Origin of the sequence: Novosphingobium sp. TH158, assembly GCF_002855555.1 — a bacterium.
GTDB lineage: Bacteria > Pseudomonadota > Alphaproteobacteria > Sphingomonadales > Sphingomonadaceae > Novosphingobium.
Window position 1 is genome coordinate 2,603,255 of sequence record NZ_PKRT01000001.1, and the last position, 19,022, is coordinate 2,622,276.

The 19,022-nt window shown below is 63.3% G+C and carries 18 protein-coding genes; 7 read left to right on the plus strand and 11 right to left on the minus strand.

The genetic code is table 11. From position 1 onward, the window contains the following. Nucleotides 1–113 precede the first annotated feature (113 nt). Together C0V78_RS12860 and C0V78_RS12865 are read left to right on the plus strand one after the other, a co-directional pair. Nucleotides 114–983, plus strand: a complete 870-nt coding sequence (locus tag C0V78_RS12860; RefSeq protein ID WP_101798075.1) for an OmpA family protein — start codon at nucleotides 114–116, stop codon at nucleotides 981–983. Nucleotides 984–1,088: 105 nt separating this feature from the next. Then, the gene (locus tag C0V78_RS12865) at nucleotides 1,089–1,427 is read left to right on the plus strand and encodes a PilZ domain-containing protein (protein WP_101798076.1); all 339 of its coding nucleotides are present in this window, start codon (nucleotides 1,089–1,091) and stop codon (nucleotides 1,425–1,427) included. On the opposite strand, the gene C0V78_RS12870 is transcribed toward C0V78_RS12865, so the two are convergent. Beyond that, nucleotides 1,424–2,092: an extensin family protein gene (locus tag C0V78_RS12870; RefSeq protein WP_101798077.1), complete on the minus strand. Its 669-nt coding sequence runs from the start codon at nucleotides 2,090–2,092 to the stop codon at nucleotides 1,424–1,426. The two genes, C0V78_RS12865 and C0V78_RS12870, sit on opposite strands and share 4 nt — an antisense overlap. A gap of 227 nt (nucleotides 2,093–2,319) precedes the next feature. On the opposite strand from C0V78_RS12870, the gene C0V78_RS12875 reads away from it, so the two are divergent. The 3 genes from C0V78_RS12875 to C0V78_RS12885 all read left to right on the plus strand — a co-directional run bounded on the left by C0V78_RS12875 (nucleotide 2,320) and on the right by C0V78_RS12885 (nucleotide 6,338). Next, nucleotides 2,320–3,453, plus strand: a complete 1,134-nt coding sequence (locus tag C0V78_RS12875) for a phosphoserine transaminase (protein ID WP_101798078.1) — start codon at nucleotides 2,320–2,322, stop codon at nucleotides 3,451–3,453. 113 nt (nucleotides 3,454–3,566) lie between these two features. Then, a complete protein-coding gene (gene serA / locus C0V78_RS12880) occupies nucleotides 3,567–5,150 on the plus strand; it encodes a phosphoglycerate dehydrogenase (protein ID WP_101798079.1) in 1,584 nt (527 codons plus the stop codon). Nucleotides 5,151–5,216: 66 nt separating this feature from the next. Further along, nucleotides 5,217–6,338 carry an ATP phosphoribosyltransferase regulatory subunit gene (locus C0V78_RS12885; protein ID WP_101798080.1) on the plus strand — a complete coding sequence of 374 codons (1,122 nt, stop codon included), beginning with the start codon at nucleotides 5,217–5,219 and terminating at the stop codon, nucleotides 6,336–6,338. Here the strand turns inward: C0V78_RS12885 and C0V78_RS12890 are convergent. After that, a complete protein-coding gene (locus C0V78_RS12890; RefSeq protein WP_371514440.1) occupies nucleotides 6,335–7,267 on the minus strand; it encodes an alpha/beta hydrolase in 933 nt (310 codons plus the stop codon). The genes C0V78_RS12885 and C0V78_RS12890 overlap by 4 nt on opposite strands. 74 nt (nucleotides 7,268–7,341) lie before the next feature. Beyond that, a complete protein-coding gene (locus C0V78_RS12895) occupies nucleotides 7,342–8,676 on the minus strand; it encodes an SRPBCC family protein (protein WP_101798081.1) in 1,335 nt (444 codons plus the stop codon). A 244-nt stretch (nucleotides 8,677–8,920) separates the two neighbouring features. Between C0V78_RS12895 and C0V78_RS12900 the strand changes: the two genes are divergently transcribed. Together C0V78_RS12900 and C0V78_RS12905 are read left to right on the plus strand one after the other, a co-directional pair. Continuing rightward, nucleotides 8,921–10,210: an adenylosuccinate synthase gene (locus tag C0V78_RS12900; protein ID WP_101798082.1), complete on the plus strand. Its 1,290-nt coding sequence runs from the start codon at nucleotides 8,921–8,923 to the stop codon at nucleotides 10,208–10,210. A gap of 103 nt (nucleotides 10,211–10,313) precedes the next feature. Further along, a complete protein-coding gene (locus C0V78_RS12905) occupies nucleotides 10,314–11,081 on the plus strand; it encodes a MarR family transcriptional regulator (RefSeq protein ID WP_101798083.1) in 768 nt (255 codons plus the stop codon). A gap of 204 nt (nucleotides 11,082–11,285) precedes the next feature. On the opposite strand, the gene C0V78_RS12910 is transcribed toward C0V78_RS12905, so the two are convergent. The 8 genes from C0V78_RS12910 to C0V78_RS15180 all read right to left on the minus strand — a co-directional run bounded on the left by C0V78_RS12910 (nucleotide 11,286) and on the right by C0V78_RS15180 (nucleotide 18,714). Next, nucleotides 11,286–12,464, minus strand: a complete 1,179-nt coding sequence (locus C0V78_RS12910) for a site-specific integrase (RefSeq protein WP_158241554.1) — start codon at nucleotides 12,462–12,464, stop codon at nucleotides 11,286–11,288. Nucleotides 12,465–12,588: 124 nt separating this feature from the next. After that, nucleotides 12,589–15,387: a DNA-primase RepB domain-containing protein gene (locus C0V78_RS12915; protein WP_101798085.1), complete on the minus strand. Its 2,799-nt coding sequence runs from the start codon at nucleotides 15,385–15,387 to the stop codon at nucleotides 12,589–12,591. Between the two features lie 442 nt (nucleotides 15,388–15,829). Next, entirely contained in the window at nucleotides 15,830–16,009 is a 180-nt protein-coding gene (locus C0V78_RS12920; RefSeq protein WP_144039898.1) for a hypothetical protein, read from the minus strand. 166 nt (nucleotides 16,010–16,175) lie between these two features. Continuing rightward, the gene (locus C0V78_RS12925) at nucleotides 16,176–16,538 is read right to left on the minus strand and encodes a hypothetical protein (protein WP_101798087.1); all 363 of its coding nucleotides are present in this window, start codon (nucleotides 16,536–16,538) and stop codon (nucleotides 16,176–16,178) included. A 260-nt stretch (nucleotides 16,539–16,798) separates the two neighbouring features. Next, the gene (locus C0V78_RS14790; protein WP_144039899.1) at nucleotides 16,799–17,155 is read right to left on the minus strand and encodes a hypothetical protein; all 357 of its coding nucleotides are present in this window, start codon (nucleotides 17,153–17,155) and stop codon (nucleotides 16,799–16,801) included. Nucleotides 17,156–17,188: 33 nt separating this feature from the next. Next, on the minus strand, nucleotides 17,189–17,851 hold the full coding sequence (locus C0V78_RS12930) for a hypothetical protein (protein ID WP_101798088.1): 663 nt from the start codon (nucleotides 17,849–17,851) through the stop codon (nucleotides 17,189–17,191). Nucleotides 17,852–17,894: 43 nt separating this feature from the next. Next, nucleotides 17,895–18,170, minus strand: coding sequence for a hypothetical protein (locus C0V78_RS12935; RefSeq protein ID WP_101798089.1), 276 nt, complete (start codon nucleotides 18,168–18,170; stop codon nucleotides 17,895–17,897). Between the two features lie 22 nt (nucleotides 18,171–18,192). Next, on the minus strand, nucleotides 18,193–18,714 hold the full coding sequence (locus C0V78_RS15180) for an SHOCT domain-containing protein (RefSeq protein ID WP_254049917.1): 522 nt from the start codon (nucleotides 18,712–18,714) through the stop codon (nucleotides 18,193–18,195). Nucleotides 18,715–19,022: the final 308 nt, after the last annotated feature.

Below are 19,022 nucleotides of genomic sequence, written 5' to 3' on the forward strand. Positions count from 1 at the left end.
CAACACGCAACCGCGCTGCCCGCTTATCCTACACCGATGTCAGTAGCGTTCATCTGCCAGCAAGGTTAGGCTTAACAGGCCGTCTGCGGGGCGCAGAGCGATCGAGGAGCCATATGCCTATCCATTCCAACGCCAGCCGGGCCCTGTGCCTGCTGGCCCTGATTTCCGCACCGCTTTCCGGCAGCGCCATGGCGCAGCAGGTCGGGACCAATCCCAACATCGTTGTCACCGGTGATCTCCAGCCCGATACCAGCGCGATGACCGCCGGGCCGGAGATCAAGGGTGTCATCACCGCGCGGGGAGCAGACCGCATTCGCGTGCTTTCGCCCGATGGTTCCAGCACCATCGTGTTCTTCAACGAAACGACGAAGTTCAAGTCGGCCAGCGGCCTGTTCGGCAGCAAGGCCAAGGTGGGTTCCGAAGCCCTGCTCAACGGCCTGCCGGTGACGGTCAAGACCATGCAGGCCGGGCAGGTGCTGCTGGCCAGCCAGGTGGCCTTCAAGACCAACGACCTGAAGGTGGCGGCGATGATCCGCAACGGCACGGCCCAGGGCTTTGCCGAGCAGACCGCGGCCACCCAGGCCCTGCGCGGGCGGCTGGGCGATATCGACAAGTACAACGTGAAGAGCACGTCGAACGTCTATTTCGACACCGGCAAGTGGGCCTTGTCGCCCGAGGCCAAGGCGGAACTGTGCAATGTCGCCAGCTCTGCCGAGGCGACCGACAATGCCCTGCTGCTCGTGGTCGGCTATACCGACTCGGTCGGGGACGAGGAATACAACCAGCAGCTGAGCGAAAAGCGAGCCGGCAGCGTGATCAATCACCTGCAGCAGGCCTGCCGCTGGAAGCCCTATCGCGTGCTGACGCCCACGGGCATGGCCGAATCCGATCCGGCGGCCAGCAATGATACTGACGAAGGCAAGGCGCAGAACCGCCGCGTGGCGGTGAACGTCCTCGTCAGCAAGAGCGTCGACGGGATGTAGGCAAAGCCGGGCAGGGCGGCGCCGGTGCGCTTCCCTGCCCGCCAGCCCTTAAACCCGCGGGCCTTCCGGTCGTCCTCCCGGTCAAAGACTGCTGGAGGATTGCCCATGGCCGAAACCCTTGCCTTTCTGCGCCGCAGCCGCCGCTTCGTGCTGGCCATGCCGGCCCGGTTGCGCCTGCCGGGCGGCCCCGGCGAACCGGTGCTCGTCACCGACCTTTCCGAGCATGGCTGCCGCATCGAGTGCTGGGGCATGGCACTGGCCGAGGGCGACCGCGTTATCCTGCGGCCACAGGGGCTGGAGCCGCTTTATGCCACGATCCGCTGGATCAAGGGCGCGCGGCTGGGGCTGGTCTTTTCCCGTCCGCTGTATGGCCCGGTGATCGAGCACCTGGCGCGCTGCCATCCACCCTATGACGCGGCGTCCGAGCGGCGGCTGGTAGCCTAGCGGCAGAACCGTCCGCTGCCCGGTTCAACATGCAGGTGATCGCGGTGCGCGGCATTGTAGGCCGGGCCCAGCACTGTGCCGAACCGCTTGCAGGCGCTGGCGTGGATCGTGGTCAGGAACAGTCGCTCTTCCGGTGAGCCTGCGTTCCAGTGCTCCGATACCGAAATGCGCCGCCCGTCTCCCAGCACGAAGGCCGAAACGTCGATGGCATTGGCCGTGGCATGGGCCGACATCCGTTCCCGACCGGCGACGGTGCGGCAGCTGTAGGATCCCATCGTCTCGATCCGCACCAGCGGACTGCCAAGGATCTGCCGTGCGGCGCGATCGACGCCGAATCGCGCCCAGGCGGCAAAGGTCTGGGCCAGCGGGCAGGCAACCGCATCAAGATTCGAGACGCCGAGCGTCGCATCGTCGCTGCGCAGGGCGGAAAGCCGCACCGCACTTACCGCCGAGCAGCCTGCGCCGAAGTACTGGTCGGGCAGGGGGGTGAAGTTCGCCCTCGTCAGGCCAAGTCCGCTGTAGCATGCCTGCGCCTCCGGGCTGGGGGTGAACGCCTGCGTGGACTGGCGCACCGCCCTTTGTTGCGGCGCGCTTCCTTGCGGAACCACGCTTCCGCAGGCGGATAGCGCGGCGAGGGCGGTCAGCAGGGCAAGCCGGCGGAACATGGAGCGGAGGATGCCGCAGAAATGGTTAACGGCAAAGCACAGGCTTTGGCTGGCCGGCGATAAGCCCTCTGCATGTTGCACTTATGCTGCAATGCCGGGTGCAGCATAAGTGCAGCAAAAAGTGCGTCGCTCCGGAATTGCCTTGACATGCTGCGGCGCACAACTAGGAGCGGCTCCGGGCCACGCGGTCCCAACGCCGCGCGAGCTCTCTGCAAGGAGAGTCAGACATGACTGACATTACAATGCCGGCGCGCAAGCCTGCGCGGCCGTTCTTTTCTTCCGGTCCCTGCGCCAAGCCGCCGGGCTATTCTCCTGAAAAGCTGGCAACCGAATGCCTTGGCCGCTCGCACCGCGCCAAGATCGGCAAGTCGCGCCTTCAGTACTGCATCGACCTGATGCGCGAAGTGCTGCAGCTGCCCGAAACGCATCGCATCGGCATTGTCCCCGGTTCTGATACCGGCGCCTTCGAAATGGCCATGTGGACCATGCTCGGCGCCCGCGGCGTTACCGCGCTGGCCTGGGAAAGCTTCGGTGAAGGCTGGGTGACCGACGCGGTCAAGCAGCTCAAGCTGGAACCCACCGTGTTCCGCGCCGACTATGGCCAGCTGCCCGATCTCGACAAGGTCGACTGGTCGGATGACGTCCTCTTCACCTGGAACGGCACCACCTCCGGCGTACGCGTGCCCGACGGCGAATGGATCCCGGCCGATCGCGAAGGCCTGTCCTTCGCCGATGCCACCTCGGCGGTCTTCGCCTACGACATCCCGTGGGACAAGATCGACGTTGCCACCTTCTCCTGGCAGAAGGTGCTGGGCGGCGAAGGCGGCCACGGCGTGCTGATCCTTGGTCCCCGCGCGGTCGAACGGCTCGAAACCTATACCCCCGCCTGGCCGCTGCCCAAGGTGTTCCGCCTGGTTTCCAAGGGCAAGCTGGCCGAAGGCGTGTTCAAGGGCGAGACCATCAATACCCCGTCGATGCTGGCGGTCGAAGATGCGATCTTCGCGCTCGAATGGGCCAAGTCGCTCGGCGGTCTCGAAGGGCTGCAGGCGCGTTCCAATGCCAATGCCGCCGCGCTCGACAAGATCGTCGCCGAGCGTGACTGGCTGAGCCACCTCGCCGTGGACAAGGGCATCCGCTCCAAGACCTCGGTCTGCCTCTCGGTAGAGGGCGCCGACGCCGATTTCATCAAGGCCTTTGCCGGCCTGCTGGAAAAGGAAGGCGCGGCCTATGACATCGCCGGTTATCGCGATGCCCCTGCCGGCCTGCGCATCTGGTGCGGTGCCACGGTCGATACCGCCGATATCGAGGCGCTCGGCCCCTGGCTCGACTGGGCTTACGCGACCGTCAAGGCTGCGGCCTGACCTTCCCTTTTTGAGTCACCCCGGCCCTGTGCCGGGGGGCGCTTCCCCTTTCCCCGCCCGCACAGACAAGCGGGATCCCGGATCAGGTCCGGGATGACGAAGGATCAAAGATCATGACCAAGCCCCGCGTACTCATTTCCGACAAGATGGACCCCAACGCCGCGAAGATCTTCGAAGAGCGTGGTTGCGATGTCGATGTCATCACCGGCGAAACGCCCGAACAGCTCATCGCCCGCATCGGCGATTACGATGGCGTCGCCATCCGCTCGTCCACCCGCGTGACCAAGGAAATCCTCGACGCCGCCAAGAACCTCAAGGTCATCGGCCGCGCCGGTATCGGCGTCGACAATGTCGACATCCCCTACGCCTCGTCGAAGGGCGTGGTGGTGATGAACACCCCGTTCGGCAACTCGATCACCACGGCCGAACACGCCATCGCCATGATGTTCGCGCTGGCCCGCCAGATCCCCGAAGCCAATGCCCAGACCCAGGCCGGCCTGTGGCCCAAGAACGGCTTCATGGGCGTTGAAGTCACCGGCAAGACGCTCGGCCTGATCGGCGCGGGCAACATCGGCTCGATCGTCGCGGCCCGCGCGCTCGGCCTGCGCATGAAGGTCGTCGCCTTCGACCCGTTCCTCTCGCCCGAACGCGCGGTGGAACTGGGCATCGAGAAGGTCGAACTGGACGAACTGCTCGCCCGTGCCGACTTCATCACCCTGCACACCCCGCTGACCGACCAGACCCGCAACATCCTTTCGAAGGAAAACCTCGCCAAGACCAAGAAGGGCGTGCGCATCATCAACTGCGCGCGCGGCGGCCTGATCGACGAGGCGGCGCTGAAGGAAGCGATGGACAGCGGCCAGGTTGCCGGTGCCGCGCTTGACGTGTTCCAGACCGAGCCGGCCAAGGAATCGCCCCTGTTCGGCACGCCGAACTTCATCTGCACCCCGCACCTTGGCGCCTCGACCACCGAAGCCCAGGTCAACGTGGCGCTGCAGGTGGCCGAGCAGATGGCCGATTACCTGGTCAATGGCGGCGTTACCAACGCGCTCAACATGCCCAGCCTTTCGGCTGAGGAAGCGCCGAAGCTCAAGCCTTACATGGAACTCGCCGAAAAGCTCGGCAGCCTTGTCGGCCAGCTGACCACCGGTTCGATCCCGCGCATCTCGATCCACACCGAAGGTGCGGCCGGCGAACTCAATGCCAAGCCGATCGTCGCTGCCGTGCTGGCAGGCTTCCTGCGCACGCAGAGCGATACGGTGAACATGGTCAACGCGCCGTTCCTCGCCAAGGAGCGCGGCATGGAAGTGCGCGAGGTGAAGAGCGAGAAGGAAGGCGATTACCACACGCTGGTGCGCGTTTCGGTGAAGACCGATGCGGGCGAGCGTTCGGTTGCCGGCACCCTGTTCTCCAACCGCGAGCCGCGCCTTGTCGAACTGTTCGGCATCAAGGTGGAAGCCGAACTGGCCGGCCACATGATGTACATCGTCAACGACGACGTGCCCGGCTTCATCGGCCGCATCGGTACGCTGCTGGGCGAGGCCGGGATCAACATCGGCACGTTCAACCTGGGTCGCCGTGAAGCCGGTGGCGAAGCGGTTCTGCTGCTTTCCGTCGATAGCGCGGTCCCGGCCGACGTCATCGAAAAGGCGCGTGCGATTGCCGGCGTCAAGCGGGTGATGGCCCTGTCGTTCTGATCCCGAAATCCTCCCCCTCGCCGGGGGAGGATTTCAATTCCTGCGGTATCGTCTAAAGGCCCGCACATGGATACCGATCGCGATCTCCTGCCCGAAGGCCTCGAAGACCGGCTGCCCGCCAGTGCGGCAGCTGCGGCCCGCGTCACGCGCTCCGTGCTCGATGTGCTGGATTCGCACGGGTATGACCGTGTCCAGCCGCCGAGCATCGAGTTCGAAAAGTCGATGGCCAGCCGCATGGCCGGCGTGCAGCCGCGGCGGATGTTCCGCTTTGTCGATCCCTCCTCGCTGCGTACCCTGGCGCTGCGCAGCGATATTACCGTGCAGGTCGGCCGCATTGCCGCCACCAGCCTTGCCGGAGCCCAGCGCCCGCTGCGCCTGTGCTATGCCGGGCAGGTCGTCACCATCAAGGGCGACGGGCTGGACCCCACGCGCGAACGGCTGCAACTGGGCGCCGAACTGATCGGCAGCGACAGCGTTGCCGCTGCCGGCGAGATCGTCGCCGTCGCCATCGAGGCACTGCAGGCGGCGGGCGCGACCGGGATTTCGGTCGATTTCACCCTGCCTGACCTTGTCGATACCCTTGCCGCCAAGGCCCTGCCGCTTGCCGCGGACAAGGTCGAGGCGGTGCGCCGCGAGCTGGATGCCAAGGATGCCGGTGCGCTGGTCGCAGCCGGGGGCGAGGCTTACCTGCCGCTGCTGACCGCCATCGGGCCGTTCGACACCGCGATCGAGCGCCTTGCGGCAATCGACGCCGGCGGGGCACTGGCCGGCCGCATCGCGGCGCTGCGCGAAATTGCCGCGCGCGTCGGCGGCATGGCGCGCCTGACGCTCGATCCCAGCGAGCGCCACGGCTTTGAATACCAGTCATGGTTCGGCTTCACGCTCTATGCCGAAGGGCTCTCGGGCGCGCTCGGGCGGGGCGGCACTTACACGATCCTCGGCGCCGGCGACGGCGAGAGCGAGCCTGCCATCGGCTTCTCGCTCTATCCCGACGACCTCATCGACACTCTGGCAAGCGCCGAAGCCCCGCGCGAAGTGCTGTTCCTGCCGATGGGCCACGTTGCCGCCGTTGCAGATCGCCTGCGCAAGATTGGCTGGCGCACGGTCGCTGCGCTCTGCGGCGATTGCGATCCGGTCAGGCTTGGCTGCACCCACCGCCTTGAGGACGGCGAAGCGATCCGGCTCTAGGAGCCGAACACACCCTTCAGCCAGGCATCGACCACGCCGGTCGCCGGATATTCCGGATCGCCCAGCCGGCGGTTGATCTCGCCATGCCCTTGCAAGCCGGTGCCGGGGAATTCGCGCCGCTCCACCCGCGTGCCGGCGGCCTTCAGCGCTGCTTCCAGGCCCTTGTTCTGTTCAACCCCATCCTTGCGCTGGACATGGATCAGCAGGAACGCCGGCGCATTGGGTGCGCCGGCATGATGGGCCGGGCTAAGCGCCCTCTGCCGCGCCGGCTCGGTGCCGAAGGCCTGCTCGTAGGTCGGCTTCATGAAGTTGCCGCTTTGCGCCACCTGGGCGGGCACGTCATAGGCCGCGCCGTCGTTGGGGATCACGCCATCGAGGTTGGCAAAGCTGAGGCCGGCTTTCTTCAGGTATTGCTCGTCCGTGCCGACAAGCGCGACAAGGTGGGCACCGGCGCTGTGGCCGGTGATGACCACGCGGTTGCGATCGATGCCCAGTTCGCCCGCCTTGTCGAGCAGGGCCTTCAGCGCCCGGGCCACGTCCTCGGCCTGGTCCTCGACCTTCGCGTTCGGCACCAGGCGATAATTGATCGCCGCATAGGCATAGCCCAGCCCGGTGAAATGGGCCGGGGCAAAGCGACTCGCCGCCACGTCCTTGCTGCCGCGCTTCCAGCCGCCGCCGTGGACGAACAGCACCAGCGGTGCCGGGCCTGATGCCTTGGCGGGCTTCCAGAAGTCGATCTCCTGCAAGCGATCGCTGCCATAGCTCAGGGTCTGCGCCGGCGGGGTTACCGGCGCCTGCGGGTTGTCCTGCAGGCGCGCGGCCATGCGTTCGCGCATCTTCTCGCGAAAACGGTCACCGGGGGCCGCGGCGGCAATCGACGTGGCCAGCAGCGCGCTTGCCCCCAGCGCCAGGAACAGCTTGTTTTTCATCGTCATCCTCCGTTCGTCGCAGGCACTCATGCGACGAGCCGGATAAACGGGCGATGAATTGCCCTGCGGTGCCGTCAGGCGCCCATCCAGCGGTTCCAGGCGCGGTGGAACCGCGCGACCGAAAGCTCCTCGCGGATCAGCGAAAGGTGCGTCAGTCCCTTGTTGCGCAGGCCCGCCTGCTGGCGCGGCATCTGGTCATAGTCCTGCTGCAGGGCAAGGAAGTAGGGGTAAGTGCCCCGTTCGCTGACCACCACCGGCTGGGCGCGATACTGGCTGCGGAAAGCCTCTGGCAGCCACATGTAGGCGGTGACGTGCCAGATGCACTTGCCCGGATCGCCAGACGGGTGCGGCCAGGCCATGATCGTCGTCGCCTCGCCGGCGCGGATGGTCATGAAGAAGTTCGGGAACAGGAACCAGCCCTGGTTGTCGCTCATCTGGTCATCGCTGAGTGTCGAGACATCGAGCCCCTTGGCCGTCAGCGTCTGGCGGGTCGCCTGTTGCAGGATGGTCCGCACGGTCTCGCCTTCGCCCAGCACCAGCGTGCCCGCCGCGTCGCGTCGCTGTGCGATCATGCTTTCGAACAGCGGCAGCACTTCGGCGACGGTGGGGAAGGTCGAAGGCAGGTCGCGAATGGCCTGGACCTGTTCCTCAAGGCTGGCATTGGCCGCATCCTTGACCTCGAAAGGCGAGACCGCGCAGCCATGGTCGCCGAACATCCCGTGCCGGGCGCTGCCCGCCTGCAGGTCGATCACCTTGAGCAGTTCCGGATGGACGCCGATGATGTGATAGCCTTCGCTGAAAGCATCGACCACGACCTTCCAGTTGCAGTCCAGCTCTTCACGCACGTCCATGCCGACCGGGGTCATCTCGCCCAGCTTGTAGGCGTTCAGCCGCTCAACCACCTGCGGCCCGAGGAAGTCGGCGAGCGGTCCGGCCTGCGGATCGGGATTGATGAACACGAAGCCGAATGCCGTATCCACCGGCACTTCCAGCAGCTTGTGCTCGGCCTTGTCGATCGGTCCGACAAGGTCCGGGCGGGCGACGGCGAAGAGGCCGCCGTCAAGGTCGTAGGTCCACAGGTGGTAGGGGCAGGTGAACTTGGGCGTATGGCCCTTGGCCGCATCGCAGAGGATGTTGCCGCGGTGGCGGCAGGCGTTGACGAAGCCGCGCAGCTTGCCATCCTTGCCGCGCACGATGACGAAGGACTGGTCCAGGATATCGTGCCGCTTCCAGTCTCCGGGATTCGGCAGCTCGTCCTCGCGCCCGGCGATCTGCCAGCACTTCATCCAGATCGTTTCGCGTTCGCGCGCCGCGATATCCGGGCAGACATAGCGATCGGTGGAGATTGCCCACGGGAACTGGGCCATGTCGATTTCGGCAACAGGCACAAGCGGTTCGATGGCGGTCATGGTTTCGACTCTCCCGATTTATGCCGGCAGGTTATCGCCACTCGTTCTCGCTGGCAAGGTAAAGAAACGGTCGCGTTCCATTAATTGCCGCCGAGGCGAGCTCCTCGCGCCTTGACTCGCCCCGGGCCTTGGGCCAGAGGCGCCCGAGTTTGCGAAGACCCGCGGGTCCGCACTGGTCCACTCCTTGCGCCGAGTCCTGTCGAAGGGCGCTTGCGGGTCATCCGGCAGGGGAAGGACTGTAACCATGGCCAACGTCACCGTCATCGGCGCCCAGTGGGGCGATGAAGGCAAGGGCAAGATCGTCGACTGGCTGGCAAGCCGCGCCGATGCCGTCGTGCGCTTCCAGGGTGGCCACAATGCCGGCCACACGCTCGTCGTGGGGGACAAGACCTACAAGCTCAGCCTGCTGCCATCGGGCATCGTCACCGGCACGCTTTCGATCATCGGCAACGGCGTTGTCCTCGATCCCTGGCATCTCAAGGCAGAGGTCGCCAAGCTTGAAGGGCAGGGCGTGGTCATCAACGCCGAAAACTTCGCCATTGCCGACAACTGCCCGCTGATCCTGCCGATCCACCGCGATCTCGATGGCCTGCGCGAAACCGCTGCCGGATCGGGCAAGATTGGCACGACCGGACGCGGCATCGGCCCCGCCTATGAAGACAAGGTCGGCCGCCGCGCCATCCGCGTCTGCGACCTGGCCCACCTCGATGCGCTGGACAGCCAGCTTGACCGGCTCTGCGCCCACCACGATGCCCTGCGCGCCGGTTTCGGCCAGCCGCCGGTCGATCGCGCGGCCCTGCTGGCCGAGCTGAAGGAAATCGCACCCTTCGTCCTGCAATTTGCCGAGCCGGTGTGGAAGCGGCTGAACACGGTGAAGAAGGCCGGCGCGCGCATCCTGTTCGAAGGCGCGCAGGGCGTGCTGCTCGATGTCGATCATGGCACCTACCCCTTCGTCACCTCGTCAAACACCGTCAGCGGCACCGCCGCATCGGGCTCGGGCCTTGGGCCCAGCGCCACCGGCTTCGTGCTCGGCATCGTCAAGGCCTATACCACCCGCGTCGGCTCGGGTCCGTTCCCGACCGAGCTGGAGGATGAAACCGGCCAGCGTCTCGGTGAGCGCGGCCACGAATTCGGCACCGTCACAGGGCGCAAGCGCCGCTGCGGCTGGTTCGATGCGGTGCTGGTGCGCCAGTCCTGCGCGATCAGCGGCGTCACCGGCATCGCGCTGACCAAGGTGGACGTGCTCGACGGGCTGGAAACGGTGAAGATCTGCACCGGCTATCGCCTCAATGGCAAGGTCCTCGATTACTTCCCCAGCCACGCCGCCGACCAGGCCAATGTCGAGCCGATCTACGAGGAGATGGAAGGCTGGAGCGGCACCACTGCTGGTGCGCGCTCGTGGGCGGACCTGCCGGCACAGGCGGTGAAATACATCCAGCGCGTGCAGGAACTTATCCAGACCCCGGTCGCGCTCGTCAGCACCTCGCCCGAGCGCGAGGACACGATCCTCGTTCAGGATCCGTTCGCTGACTGACGTAATTCGGCCTGCCCGGTCGGGAATCGGGCAGGCGAATTTCCGATCTTGACATGAACCCGGTTTGTTCTACTCCTGTTCGTAACGGAACGGAGTCGGAACAATGCCGCAGGCCCCATTCGCCCATGCCCTGGCCGCAAATGATGCGGGGATCGCCCTCAGCCTCGCGGTCTTTACCGATCGGCCGCATGTCCTGGCGCAACTGCGTGAGGATGCGGTCAATGCCGGGTTCCATGTCACCACGGCACAGGGCGTCGCAGCCCTGCTCGATGGCGATGCCCACCCGCTGGGCGAGGTCGTGCTGTTCGATTGTCCCGATGCCACCGCCGCTGCGCTTGCCGCGCTCTCCCGGCTCGATATGCGCGTACGCCAGGCCGGGGCCCACCTGATCGTCTCCACCTCGCTCCGGGCGCTTGACGATGTCTTCGGCTGCATCGACCAGTCCGGCGCGCAACTGCTGGTTGATCCCGATCGTGCCGACTATGTCATTGCGCTGGGCCGTGTGCGTGCGCTGGCGCCGTGCCATGCCTTGCGCGAACTGGCCGAATCCGATCGCATGGCCCTGCTTCGGCTTAGCGAACAGGTGGAAGCGATTGCCGCCCGGCTGGAACGCATGGATCGCGGCGATGGTGCCGGCGATGGCCGGGTTCAGGCGCCCGCGCTTGCCTTCGCGGCCGCGCCGGGCGAGGCGGAACAGGCCCTCCTGCGCCAGCCGCGCGCGCCGCTGCCGCCCGCCAGGCTGGTACGCACGATCCTGCGCCATCGCCAGCAGCGCGCCCGCTTCTTCGGCGCGGACCTGTTTTCCGACCCCGCGTGGGACATGACATCAAAGATTTCTGAAAAGTCGATATACACCAACGCAATGCATTGAGATTTGTGTCGTCGGTTTGATCGACCCATACCCTGCCCATTTTCGACGGAACGCCGGTCTATAGGGCGGAAACGGCAAAGTGCTTTGGCAGTACCGGCGCAGCTAGGGCCACCCATCCCAGACCCAATCCTCAGCACGAGCCAAGGATTGGGCCGGGAGGGCCGGTGGGGACGTTCGATCAAGTGCCGACCGCTTCACCCTCCTTTACCGGCTTTGGGTCCACTGAACGCCAAGTTTCGCCGCACCGGCCTCCACAGCCGCAATGAGCTGATCAGATTGTAGGTGTGCATAGCGCTGCGTGGTCTTGTAGTTGGCATGCCCCAGCACCTTGCCGATGGTGTAGAGGTCGATTCCGGCACCGGCCATGAACGAGGCAGCCGAGTGCCGGAGATCGTGGATCCGAAGATCCGGCATGCCTGCCTGCTTCCGGGCTGTGTCCCAACTCATGAAAATGCCCACCCACGGTTTCAAGGTCTTGGGGTTCGGGATGAGGTAGGGGCATCGATCATAGCGGGGCAGTTCGGCAATCAGGTCCAGTGCCCCCTGAGATAGAGGCACGAACCTTGCCTTGCCGGTCTTCGACTGCGCGACCCTCCACAGACGGCGTTCCAGATCGAAGTGCGACCACTCGGCATGTAGCAGCTCGCTGACCCGACAACCGCACTGGATGAGCAGCCCGATAATGTACTTGAGCTGCTTGTTGCGCGATTGCTCCACAGCCGACTTAAGTCGCTGGGCTTCCTCTGTCGTGAGGTAGCGTTCGCGGGCATTGTTCAGCGGCGGACGGGGAATGCCGACGACCGGATTTTTGCTCAGGCCCGGCACGCCCCATTGCAGCGCCAGCTTCAGGGAATGCGAGAAGACCACACGGGCACGTTCGATGGTCGCGGGCGCAAAGCCCTTCTGAGCCATCTCACCGAGCCACAGGGCGGCATCCTCCTGCCGAATGTCCGACAGCAAGACCTTACGCCACCGGGGCAGGATGTGCCTGCGCATGTACTGCTCGGTGGTTTCCGGGCTGCGCTGATACGTCGCCGTATGGGCAAGGTAACGCGGTGCATACTCGCCATAGGTTGGCGTGGCGCGCTTTTCACGCTTGGCCTCAACGGGATCTTCGCCAAGGGCCGCTTGCCCCCTGATCTTCGCCCCGGCCTTGCGGGCTTGATCGAGGGTGATGTCGCCTACAGCAGCAATCCTCTTGGCGCGGAGCTTGCCGTACTCGTTGTAGTAGCGCTGATAGAACGTCGCGCCGCCGGTAGCACGAAGTTCGATCATCAGGCCTTTGTCGCGGTCGGAATAGAAGGTGATTTTGTCCTTGCCCGGTGGGATCATCGCGGGGGTCAGAGAATTGATGAAGGCTGCGTCCATGCGCACAACTGCCATAGTTAATTCCTTTTTATGTGATGTGGGATGGGTGCCGACACGCAGGGCGTGCGGCTGGTGCGAAAAGTTTTGTGAGGGTAGAACCGAGGCGCGTGGTGACGCCCCGGTTCCAAGTTCGGGTAGGTCAGAAGGCGATACCGTCGTCGCTGCCATTTCCGGGGGCGGTGCCGGAAGAAACCGGCAAAACCGGAGAAACCGGCTCCCCGACACGTTCGACACGCCAAGCCGGGCGGCTGGCCTGATCGACGCGGCGTACGGTCAACCCATCGACGATGCGGCCGATGTTGGCCTTGAGGTACCAGCCAAGCTTGCCGCGATTGATGGTACGGCCGTCGCTGACCGGCAGCGCCATGACAGCCTCATGCAGGTCCTCATCATCGTGTGCCGCTGCGACAAAGGAACGGACCGCAATAGGGCCTGTCCCCAGAACCCGTACCCACTCGCGCAGGAACAGGCCGTGCTGCTCGGCCTCGGGGTCATGCCTAATCTGTTCGACCAGCGCTTTGGCCGGATCGGGCAGACCGAGCCAGACCAGAGGATGGCGGCAGTAGTCAGTCCACGTCCCACCGAAGCTGGCGACATTAGGCAAGGCGGTTTTCGGGCTGCCAGCCGCTTTCCAAGCCTCAACGACGGTCAAGACGGCGCTGACATAGCGTTCCCGGTCCGCCTTAACGGCAGCGCGCGGGTTGCCCGTGAACTGTCGTAGGGCGGGATTAGCGCAGGCAGGATCAAGCCGAATAGGCACGACGCGGCGTTTCAGGTCACGTGAGGGCTCGACGTTATTGCCGGACCCCAACACCAGAGCGCAGGTGCTGACCGTGGCGGTTTTGTTAACGCCAAGGATGCGCCCGGTAATGGTCGGGCTGGTGAACAGAGAATTGATCACGCTGTGCGCTTTCCAATCGCCATCCATGTCGTCGAACTCGATTACCGGCGGCGACGTCAGCAGGAGGGCCAGAATAGCCTTACCCGCCTCTTCCTGCGTCTTGGGATAACTGATACGCGCCGGGATGCCCGCACTGGCGAACAGCCCGATCACTTCGCACAGATAGGACTTACCGCCGCCCCACGTCGGTGCGGAGACGTTGTAACCCGGAGCCAGATCCAGCGAAGGTCTCAAGGCTGCCGTGAACAGGGCCGACACGGCAGCGGCATGATCGGCGTTCGTCGCGAACGGGAACTCTTCGAGCAGGCCCAGCAACAACGCCAAGGCTGCCTGCGCTTCTTCACGCGTTGAGCCGATTGAGGCATACTTTGCCGCGTCGAAGTCTCCGATGCGCATCGAAAGGCGATCGTAGCCGGGTGTCGTGACCAACTGACCATCTGCGCGGTAGAACGGCTGGTAGGCCAAGCCTACAAGTGGCGGCAGGTACGAATAGCTCTCAGCTTCATATAGCGCGGCCACCACACGTTCTGGAGGATCGCAGCGCACCCATTTCTTCGAACGCTTATCGAACTGTTCCCAGTCCGCCTGTCCAGACAGGGCCGTGGCGATGCCGGGTCGGCGAGAGACTTTGACGGTCAACAAGCCTGTCGTCGGTTCAGTGACAACCCGCACGACGACGCCGCCGAACTGGTAGAAGTCACCTGCCTCGGAGAGCACCATCTCGCTCGCAGCAACGATGCGGTGCATCTCGCCCTGTTGCAATTGGACCAGCGGCTTATGGCGTGCCAACTGCACGGTGATGCCCAAATGTTCGATCAGGTGCGAGATATGGTACTGGTCGCGGTGGGAATGCTGGCAGCAGAAGCCGCCGTTCGAGTACTGACCGCCGGGTTCGAAATAGGCCGTGCCGGAATCGAGTGCGTCGGTGTGCTCCTGAACCCACGGGCAGGTGATGTCATGCACGCCGGGGGAGAGTTCGCGCTTGTACAAACCTTGCTCTCGCAGCGCCGTAATTACCGGATTTTCTGCTGCCCGAGGCGTAAAGATGCCGTTGCCATTATGAGCGACGACCTCACGCGTTCCGGGCAGTACCTTTGCCGGTTGCAGCGCCGGGAGGTTGGCCTGAGCCGGAGCCTGTGGAACCAACTGTTCGATGATCTGCTCGACCGAATAAGCCAGGCCCGGATTCCAGACCTTCAGGCTGCACTGGAATGGTTTGCCCTTATCAGTGCGATGCTTGCGCTTGCCGTTGATGCCTTGGGGAAGGCGAGCCCAACGCGCAGCGCCGAGCGCGCCTTTGTCACACAGACCGGCCGTAGCGATGGTCTTTTGCAGGTAGTCGATCTTCTTCGGATCGGTCAGTGGAACATCCAGCTTGATGCCGATCTGACAGTTGCCGGGGCTGGTTTCTAGTGCATACGTCGGGGTGAAGCCCGCAAGCAGGCTGCGATCGACTTTCGTGCCGACATCATCGAGCATCAAGAGGTGGAAAGCGGCGGTTGCATCCTTCCGCGCCGTGACTTTTCCGGTTTCGTCGGGATAGACACTGCTGCAATTGAAGTAGGTATTGTCAGTGGAAAGGCAGATCGTCGCGACGGCAGTGCCCGACTTGGGGTACCAGCCCCCTTGTTCCGGGTCACCCGGCTTGGCGCACACGATCGGGACCGCCCCTTCGGGCAGGGCGTCGAAGATCGCCGCCACAAACTCCGCGTTCGTGACGTGCGACAGGTCGGTGGTCGGCTGGTCCGCGCCGGTTTCACCGGTATTTCCGGTTTCGGGTGGGGGCTCGGCGAAAAGCGGCGGCGCGACCGCCATGACCAGCTCCAGTTCGTCGTGGGCGACGGCCGGGATGGTGTGGTCGAGGCTGACACTTTCGTCACCGGGGGCATCTGGAACCGGCGAAACCGGCGAAACCGGCGAAACCGGCGTTTCAGTGGCGGCGGGTTCGGAGTCCGGCACCTTGGTCTTGGGTAGATTTCCCAGAAAGGGGACGGGCGATCCAGACTTGGTATTTTGATCTTTGGTATTGGTAGGCATTGTGACGCACTTTCTGCGTCCACTCGGAAGTGCGACCGTGGATCACAGGGGAGTGGTCCCTGTGACGGCCGCCATGCACCTCGACTTCGCTGAGATGCGCGAGAAGCGTCCTAGCCGTGGCCTCCACCTGCTTGGCGGCGGTGGCGCAACCACGGAAGTTCCAACGAGATATTGGGCTAGAAACGGGAGGACTGAGCCTCAACCCGGCCACTTGGATGCGATAAGATCGCCTCGGGTGAACGCCAGATGGGGTTAGCCATCTGCTCTGTCAACGTGGTGCGTTTTTGGTGGTCAGCCAAAACATGCCAAGTGTTGCCTTGTGGCAACAGTCGGGACGGACCTGCCGCAGAGTGGCCCAGAGAGCACTACCGGGGCGACGGCATGGGAGTAGCCATCTGCCGCACCGACAAGCTCCGAGCGACCCACTCTGGGCAACCTTCGGCTAGACTGGCGGCCGACCCTGCCACCACTGGATGACGACGCCGAGGGCGAGAACCCCCAGCGCCACGCCGGGGAACGCCAGCACCAGCGACCAACAGGCCAAGGTGCCGATGACTGCAATGGTCTTGCTCGGCTGGAACGCGATGCCGTAGGCAAGGAGGGCAATTGCAGCAACGGCCAAGACTGTAACGAGAGCTCGCAGGCCGGTAATGACCAAGCATGCAAGCAGGATGAAACCGAGCAAGCGCATGGCGGGTTTCCTTTCTACGATTTTGGGAATGCTGACAAAAAAAGAGCCCGAACCTTGCGGTCGGACCTCGAGCAGCCGGCGATGAAAAGAATGGGTTTTAACGCGATTCCGGCGTTTCACTGCACAGGTGCAGGAAGGCAGGGTCGATGTCTGGCTGATCCGGGATTAAGAGCACCCAGCCGAACCCGTCATCGCCCAAGATGAAAACGGCTTCGAACCATCCGCCATGATCTACGACCACCTCAACAAGGTTGGTGAGGGGCGAAAAGCCGAGGGCCGCCTCGATCGTGTCCAGGCTATCGCTGGGCTCGACAATCAGGAAGTGTGCCAGTTCGCCTAGGTCGTAACCGTCATACTCGGCAAGCTGTTCGGCGCGCTCGGTCAGAATGCGCCTCAAGGTCGCGTCAGTCACACGGCACAGGACACGCGTCATCTCGACCGTGTTGGTAATAATAATCATAGGATTTCTCCAGAAACGAAAAAACCGCCGAAGGCAGGGGCCTTGGCGGTCGGATGGATGGCGGTTTGTGGTAAGTGGGGATCAGGTTTGGGCGGCCCAATTCCTCCTACACAGGCCCAGAAGATCGGGCGGGCGCAGGGTGCATCTTGGGAAAAAAGAATGAACACGAAGCGTAGCGCCGTCGGCACCTCTCGTGTTCGGAAGCCCCAGAAAGTCTGGGGCAACCGATCATGGATATAAATTTATAATAGAATTAAATATTAAGAGCCAACGCAATTATCGAATCCTTCTTTATTTTCTCTATTTACCTTCCAGGATTTGACAGCCGTCTTTCCATCGCCAAGACCTAGCAGATCTACTCTCGCCGTTCCGTCGGTATCCTCCTTAAACCAAACGATCATTCGTTGGTTCGGCTTATCTGGCTGTCCGTAAACAACTGGAAATCCGTCAGTATCTTCGAGCTTTATGAGGCACCTCTCGATGTCAAATATCGGTTTCGAGGTAACAAGTTCCACTTCAGGTATCCTTCTATCGAACTTTTCGATTGGTCCAGAATGGGCAGGAGACGCGACGATAGAGACTGCCATCACTGAGGCAGCCACAAGCAGCTTGTTCATATATAGTCCTTTATTATGAGATGGTTTTGGTGATTAGCGATATTCAAAACGGATCTTTGGAACCTGCATGCCAGCCGCTTTCGAGGCCAGAATTGGCTGCAGGAAACCACGCAAGGCGGCTTCACTGGTCGGGATGATCCCCGGCCGGGCCAGAATGGCAGGAGCACGGTTCTGGGCGTCCGGCTGGATGCGCTGTTGCAGCGTCAGCAAAGCTTCCTGCTCGTCGATAAGCAGGCCACCATCTAGGGTCTTGTGCGATTTCAGACGGACCGCAACGTCTGCAATGACCGTTGGCCGTTCCAGCGTGATGACCAGCGTATCGCCCTCGCCTGAGACGTCGAACTTGCCGGGTTCGAGCACGTACCCGATCGGGTACTGCACGTGGTAGGTGACGCGAATCCGCGCACGGGAGGGCATCCCCAAAAGACGGACTTCCAGCGGTTGATCTCGCACGATGTCTTGTTCGACGGTCATCGTCAGGAAGCGACTGCGTTGCTGGAATGCGTCTTTGACGATGGTGGAGTAGTCCGTGCTCTGACGGCGATACAGCCAGTCGGGCAACCAGCTTGCTTCGACGGTCGTGCCGTCGTTGTTCAGCATCAGGGTGTCCGACGGACTACCCTTTTGCACAATGTAAGCGCCCCCGACGCCCGCACAGACGACGAGGGTCACCACAACCAACAGGTTGCGTTTCATAGTTCTTCCTTTCGGGGGTAAATTGAGGGCGGGATGCATCGCGTCAGCCGCCCGATGGTGGCAACGCCTTGGCATCCTCTTGCGGCCGCTTGCCCTTTTGCAGCCATGAGATTGCAGCGAGCAAACCAATGACCAAAAGACCGACGCCTGGATGGGCAGCGAATGCAGCCAAAGCCACACAGAAGGCGAGGACTGCTAAGGTTTGCTTGGTTCGGAAAATCAGCCCAGCCAGTATCGCCAGCGGCACAGCCACGGCCACCGCATTGATGACCGCGATAAGTACGACAAGTGCTGTCAGGGCGCGGATTAGCAGGGACAAGACGTAGGCCTGAATGTCGATATCATTTCAGAAGCTTGCGCTTCTGGGCCAAGAACTCCTCGTCCGTGAGAATGCCCTTTTCCTTCAACGTGTGCAGGCGTTCCAACTCAGCCAGCGGGTCTGCCGAAGGTTCGGAAACTTCTTGGGCGTCCTGGGGTGTACGCTTCATGTTACGAAACAGGCCAAACCCAGCCCCAACGGCAGCACCAATGGCGGGGCCGACAACAGGAAGCGGGATCGCAATGGCAGCGCCTATGGCGGCATAGGACGCAACGTCTTTGGTCAGAGGGGTGCGGGCTACAGACTTGGCAAGCTTGCCAGCTTCCTCGGCCCCAGCCGAAAGTGCAGACGCAACATGGTCGCGGGCTATCTTGGCATCTTCCTCGTCGACCTTGCCGTCACCGTTAAGATCGCCAACCAGCGTTGCGGTCTTGCCCGCTATCGACACGGCGTCTTTCGAGAGTTTGGCAGCCTTGCGCTTCAGACTGGCAGCAGTCGTCTTATCAGGCGTCGTGGATTCCGGCTTTCCGGCGTCATCATGCATGTCGTCACCCCCTGCTGGGGAGCGACCTTCAGCTTTGACCCTATGTCGCCCCTATGTACCTCTCGGGAGCGACGGCCGAAGCCGGATGTTGGAAACCTGACGAACGTACAGGCGCACACGCCTTTACCGTTACCGGCTGGACATACGCGTATGCCACCCGGCCGATAATTCGACCGAGTTCGTTCGTTGGGGTTTCCACGCCCCACCTTCCGGCTTTCACGGAAGGCAGGAACCTTTTGGCGCGGGATCAGGGCTTTCGCAAGCGATCCTGGGCCTGTTCATATAAGATGGCTGATTTTGCGCAGGTT

Excerpts from the sequence above, each read along its gene's own strand:
- C0V78_RS14790 (WP_144039899.1), bottom strand. The coding sequence starts at position 17,155 with ATGAACAAGCTGCTTGTGGCTGCCTCAGTGATGGCAGTCTCTATCGTC.
- C0V78_RS12885 (WP_101798080.1), top strand. The coding sequence starts at position 5,217 with ATGGATACCGATCGCGATCTCCTGCCCGAAGGCCTCGAAGACCGGCTG.
- C0V78_RS12910 (WP_158241554.1), bottom strand. The coding sequence starts at position 12,464 with ATGGCAGTTGTGCGCATGGACGCAGCCTTCATCAATTCTCTGACCCCC.
- C0V78_RS12860 (WP_101798075.1), top strand. The coding sequence starts at position 114 with ATGCCTATCCATTCCAACGCCAGCCGGGCCCTGTGCCTGCTGGCCCTG.
- serA (WP_101798079.1), top strand. The coding sequence starts at position 3,567 with ATGACCAAGCCCCGCGTACTCATTTCCGACAAGATGGACCCCAACGCC.
- C0V78_RS12925 (WP_101798087.1), bottom strand. The coding sequence starts at position 16,538 with ATGATTATTATTACCAACACGGTCGAGATGACGCGTGTCCTGTGCCGT.
- C0V78_RS12895 (WP_101798081.1), bottom strand. The coding sequence starts at position 8,676 with ATGACCGCCATCGAACCGCTTGTGCCTGTTGCCGAAATCGACATGGCC.
- C0V78_RS15180 (WP_254049917.1), bottom strand. The coding sequence starts at position 18,714 with ATGCATGATGACGCCGGAAAGCCGGAATCCACGACGCCTGATAAGACG.
- C0V78_RS12900 (WP_101798082.1), top strand. The coding sequence starts at position 8,921 with ATGGCCAACGTCACCGTCATCGGCGCCCAGTGGGGCGATGAAGGCAAG.
- C0V78_RS12905 (WP_101798083.1), top strand. The coding sequence starts at position 10,314 with ATGCCGCAGGCCCCATTCGCCCATGCCCTGGCCGCAAATGATGCGGGG.
- C0V78_RS12930 (WP_101798088.1), bottom strand. The coding sequence starts at position 17,851 with ATGAAACGCAACCTGTTGGTTGTGGTGACCCTCGTCGTCTGTGCGGGC.
- C0V78_RS12915 (WP_101798085.1), bottom strand. The coding sequence starts at position 15,387 with ATGCCTACCAATACCAAAGATCAAAATACCAAGTCTGGATCGCCCGTC.
- C0V78_RS12875 (WP_101798078.1), top strand. The coding sequence starts at position 2,320 with ATGACTGACATTACAATGCCGGCGCGCAAGCCTGCGCGGCCGTTCTTT.
- C0V78_RS12870 (WP_101798077.1), bottom strand. The coding sequence starts at position 2,092 with ATGTTCCGCCGGCTTGCCCTGCTGACCGCCCTCGCCGCGCTATCCGCC.
- C0V78_RS12890 (WP_371514440.1), bottom strand. The coding sequence starts at position 7,267 with ATGAAAAACAAGCTGTTCCTGGCGCTGGGGGCAAGCGCGCTGCTGGCC.
- C0V78_RS12865 (WP_101798076.1), top strand. The coding sequence starts at position 1,089 with ATGGCCGAAACCCTTGCCTTTCTGCGCCGCAGCCGCCGCTTCGTGCTG.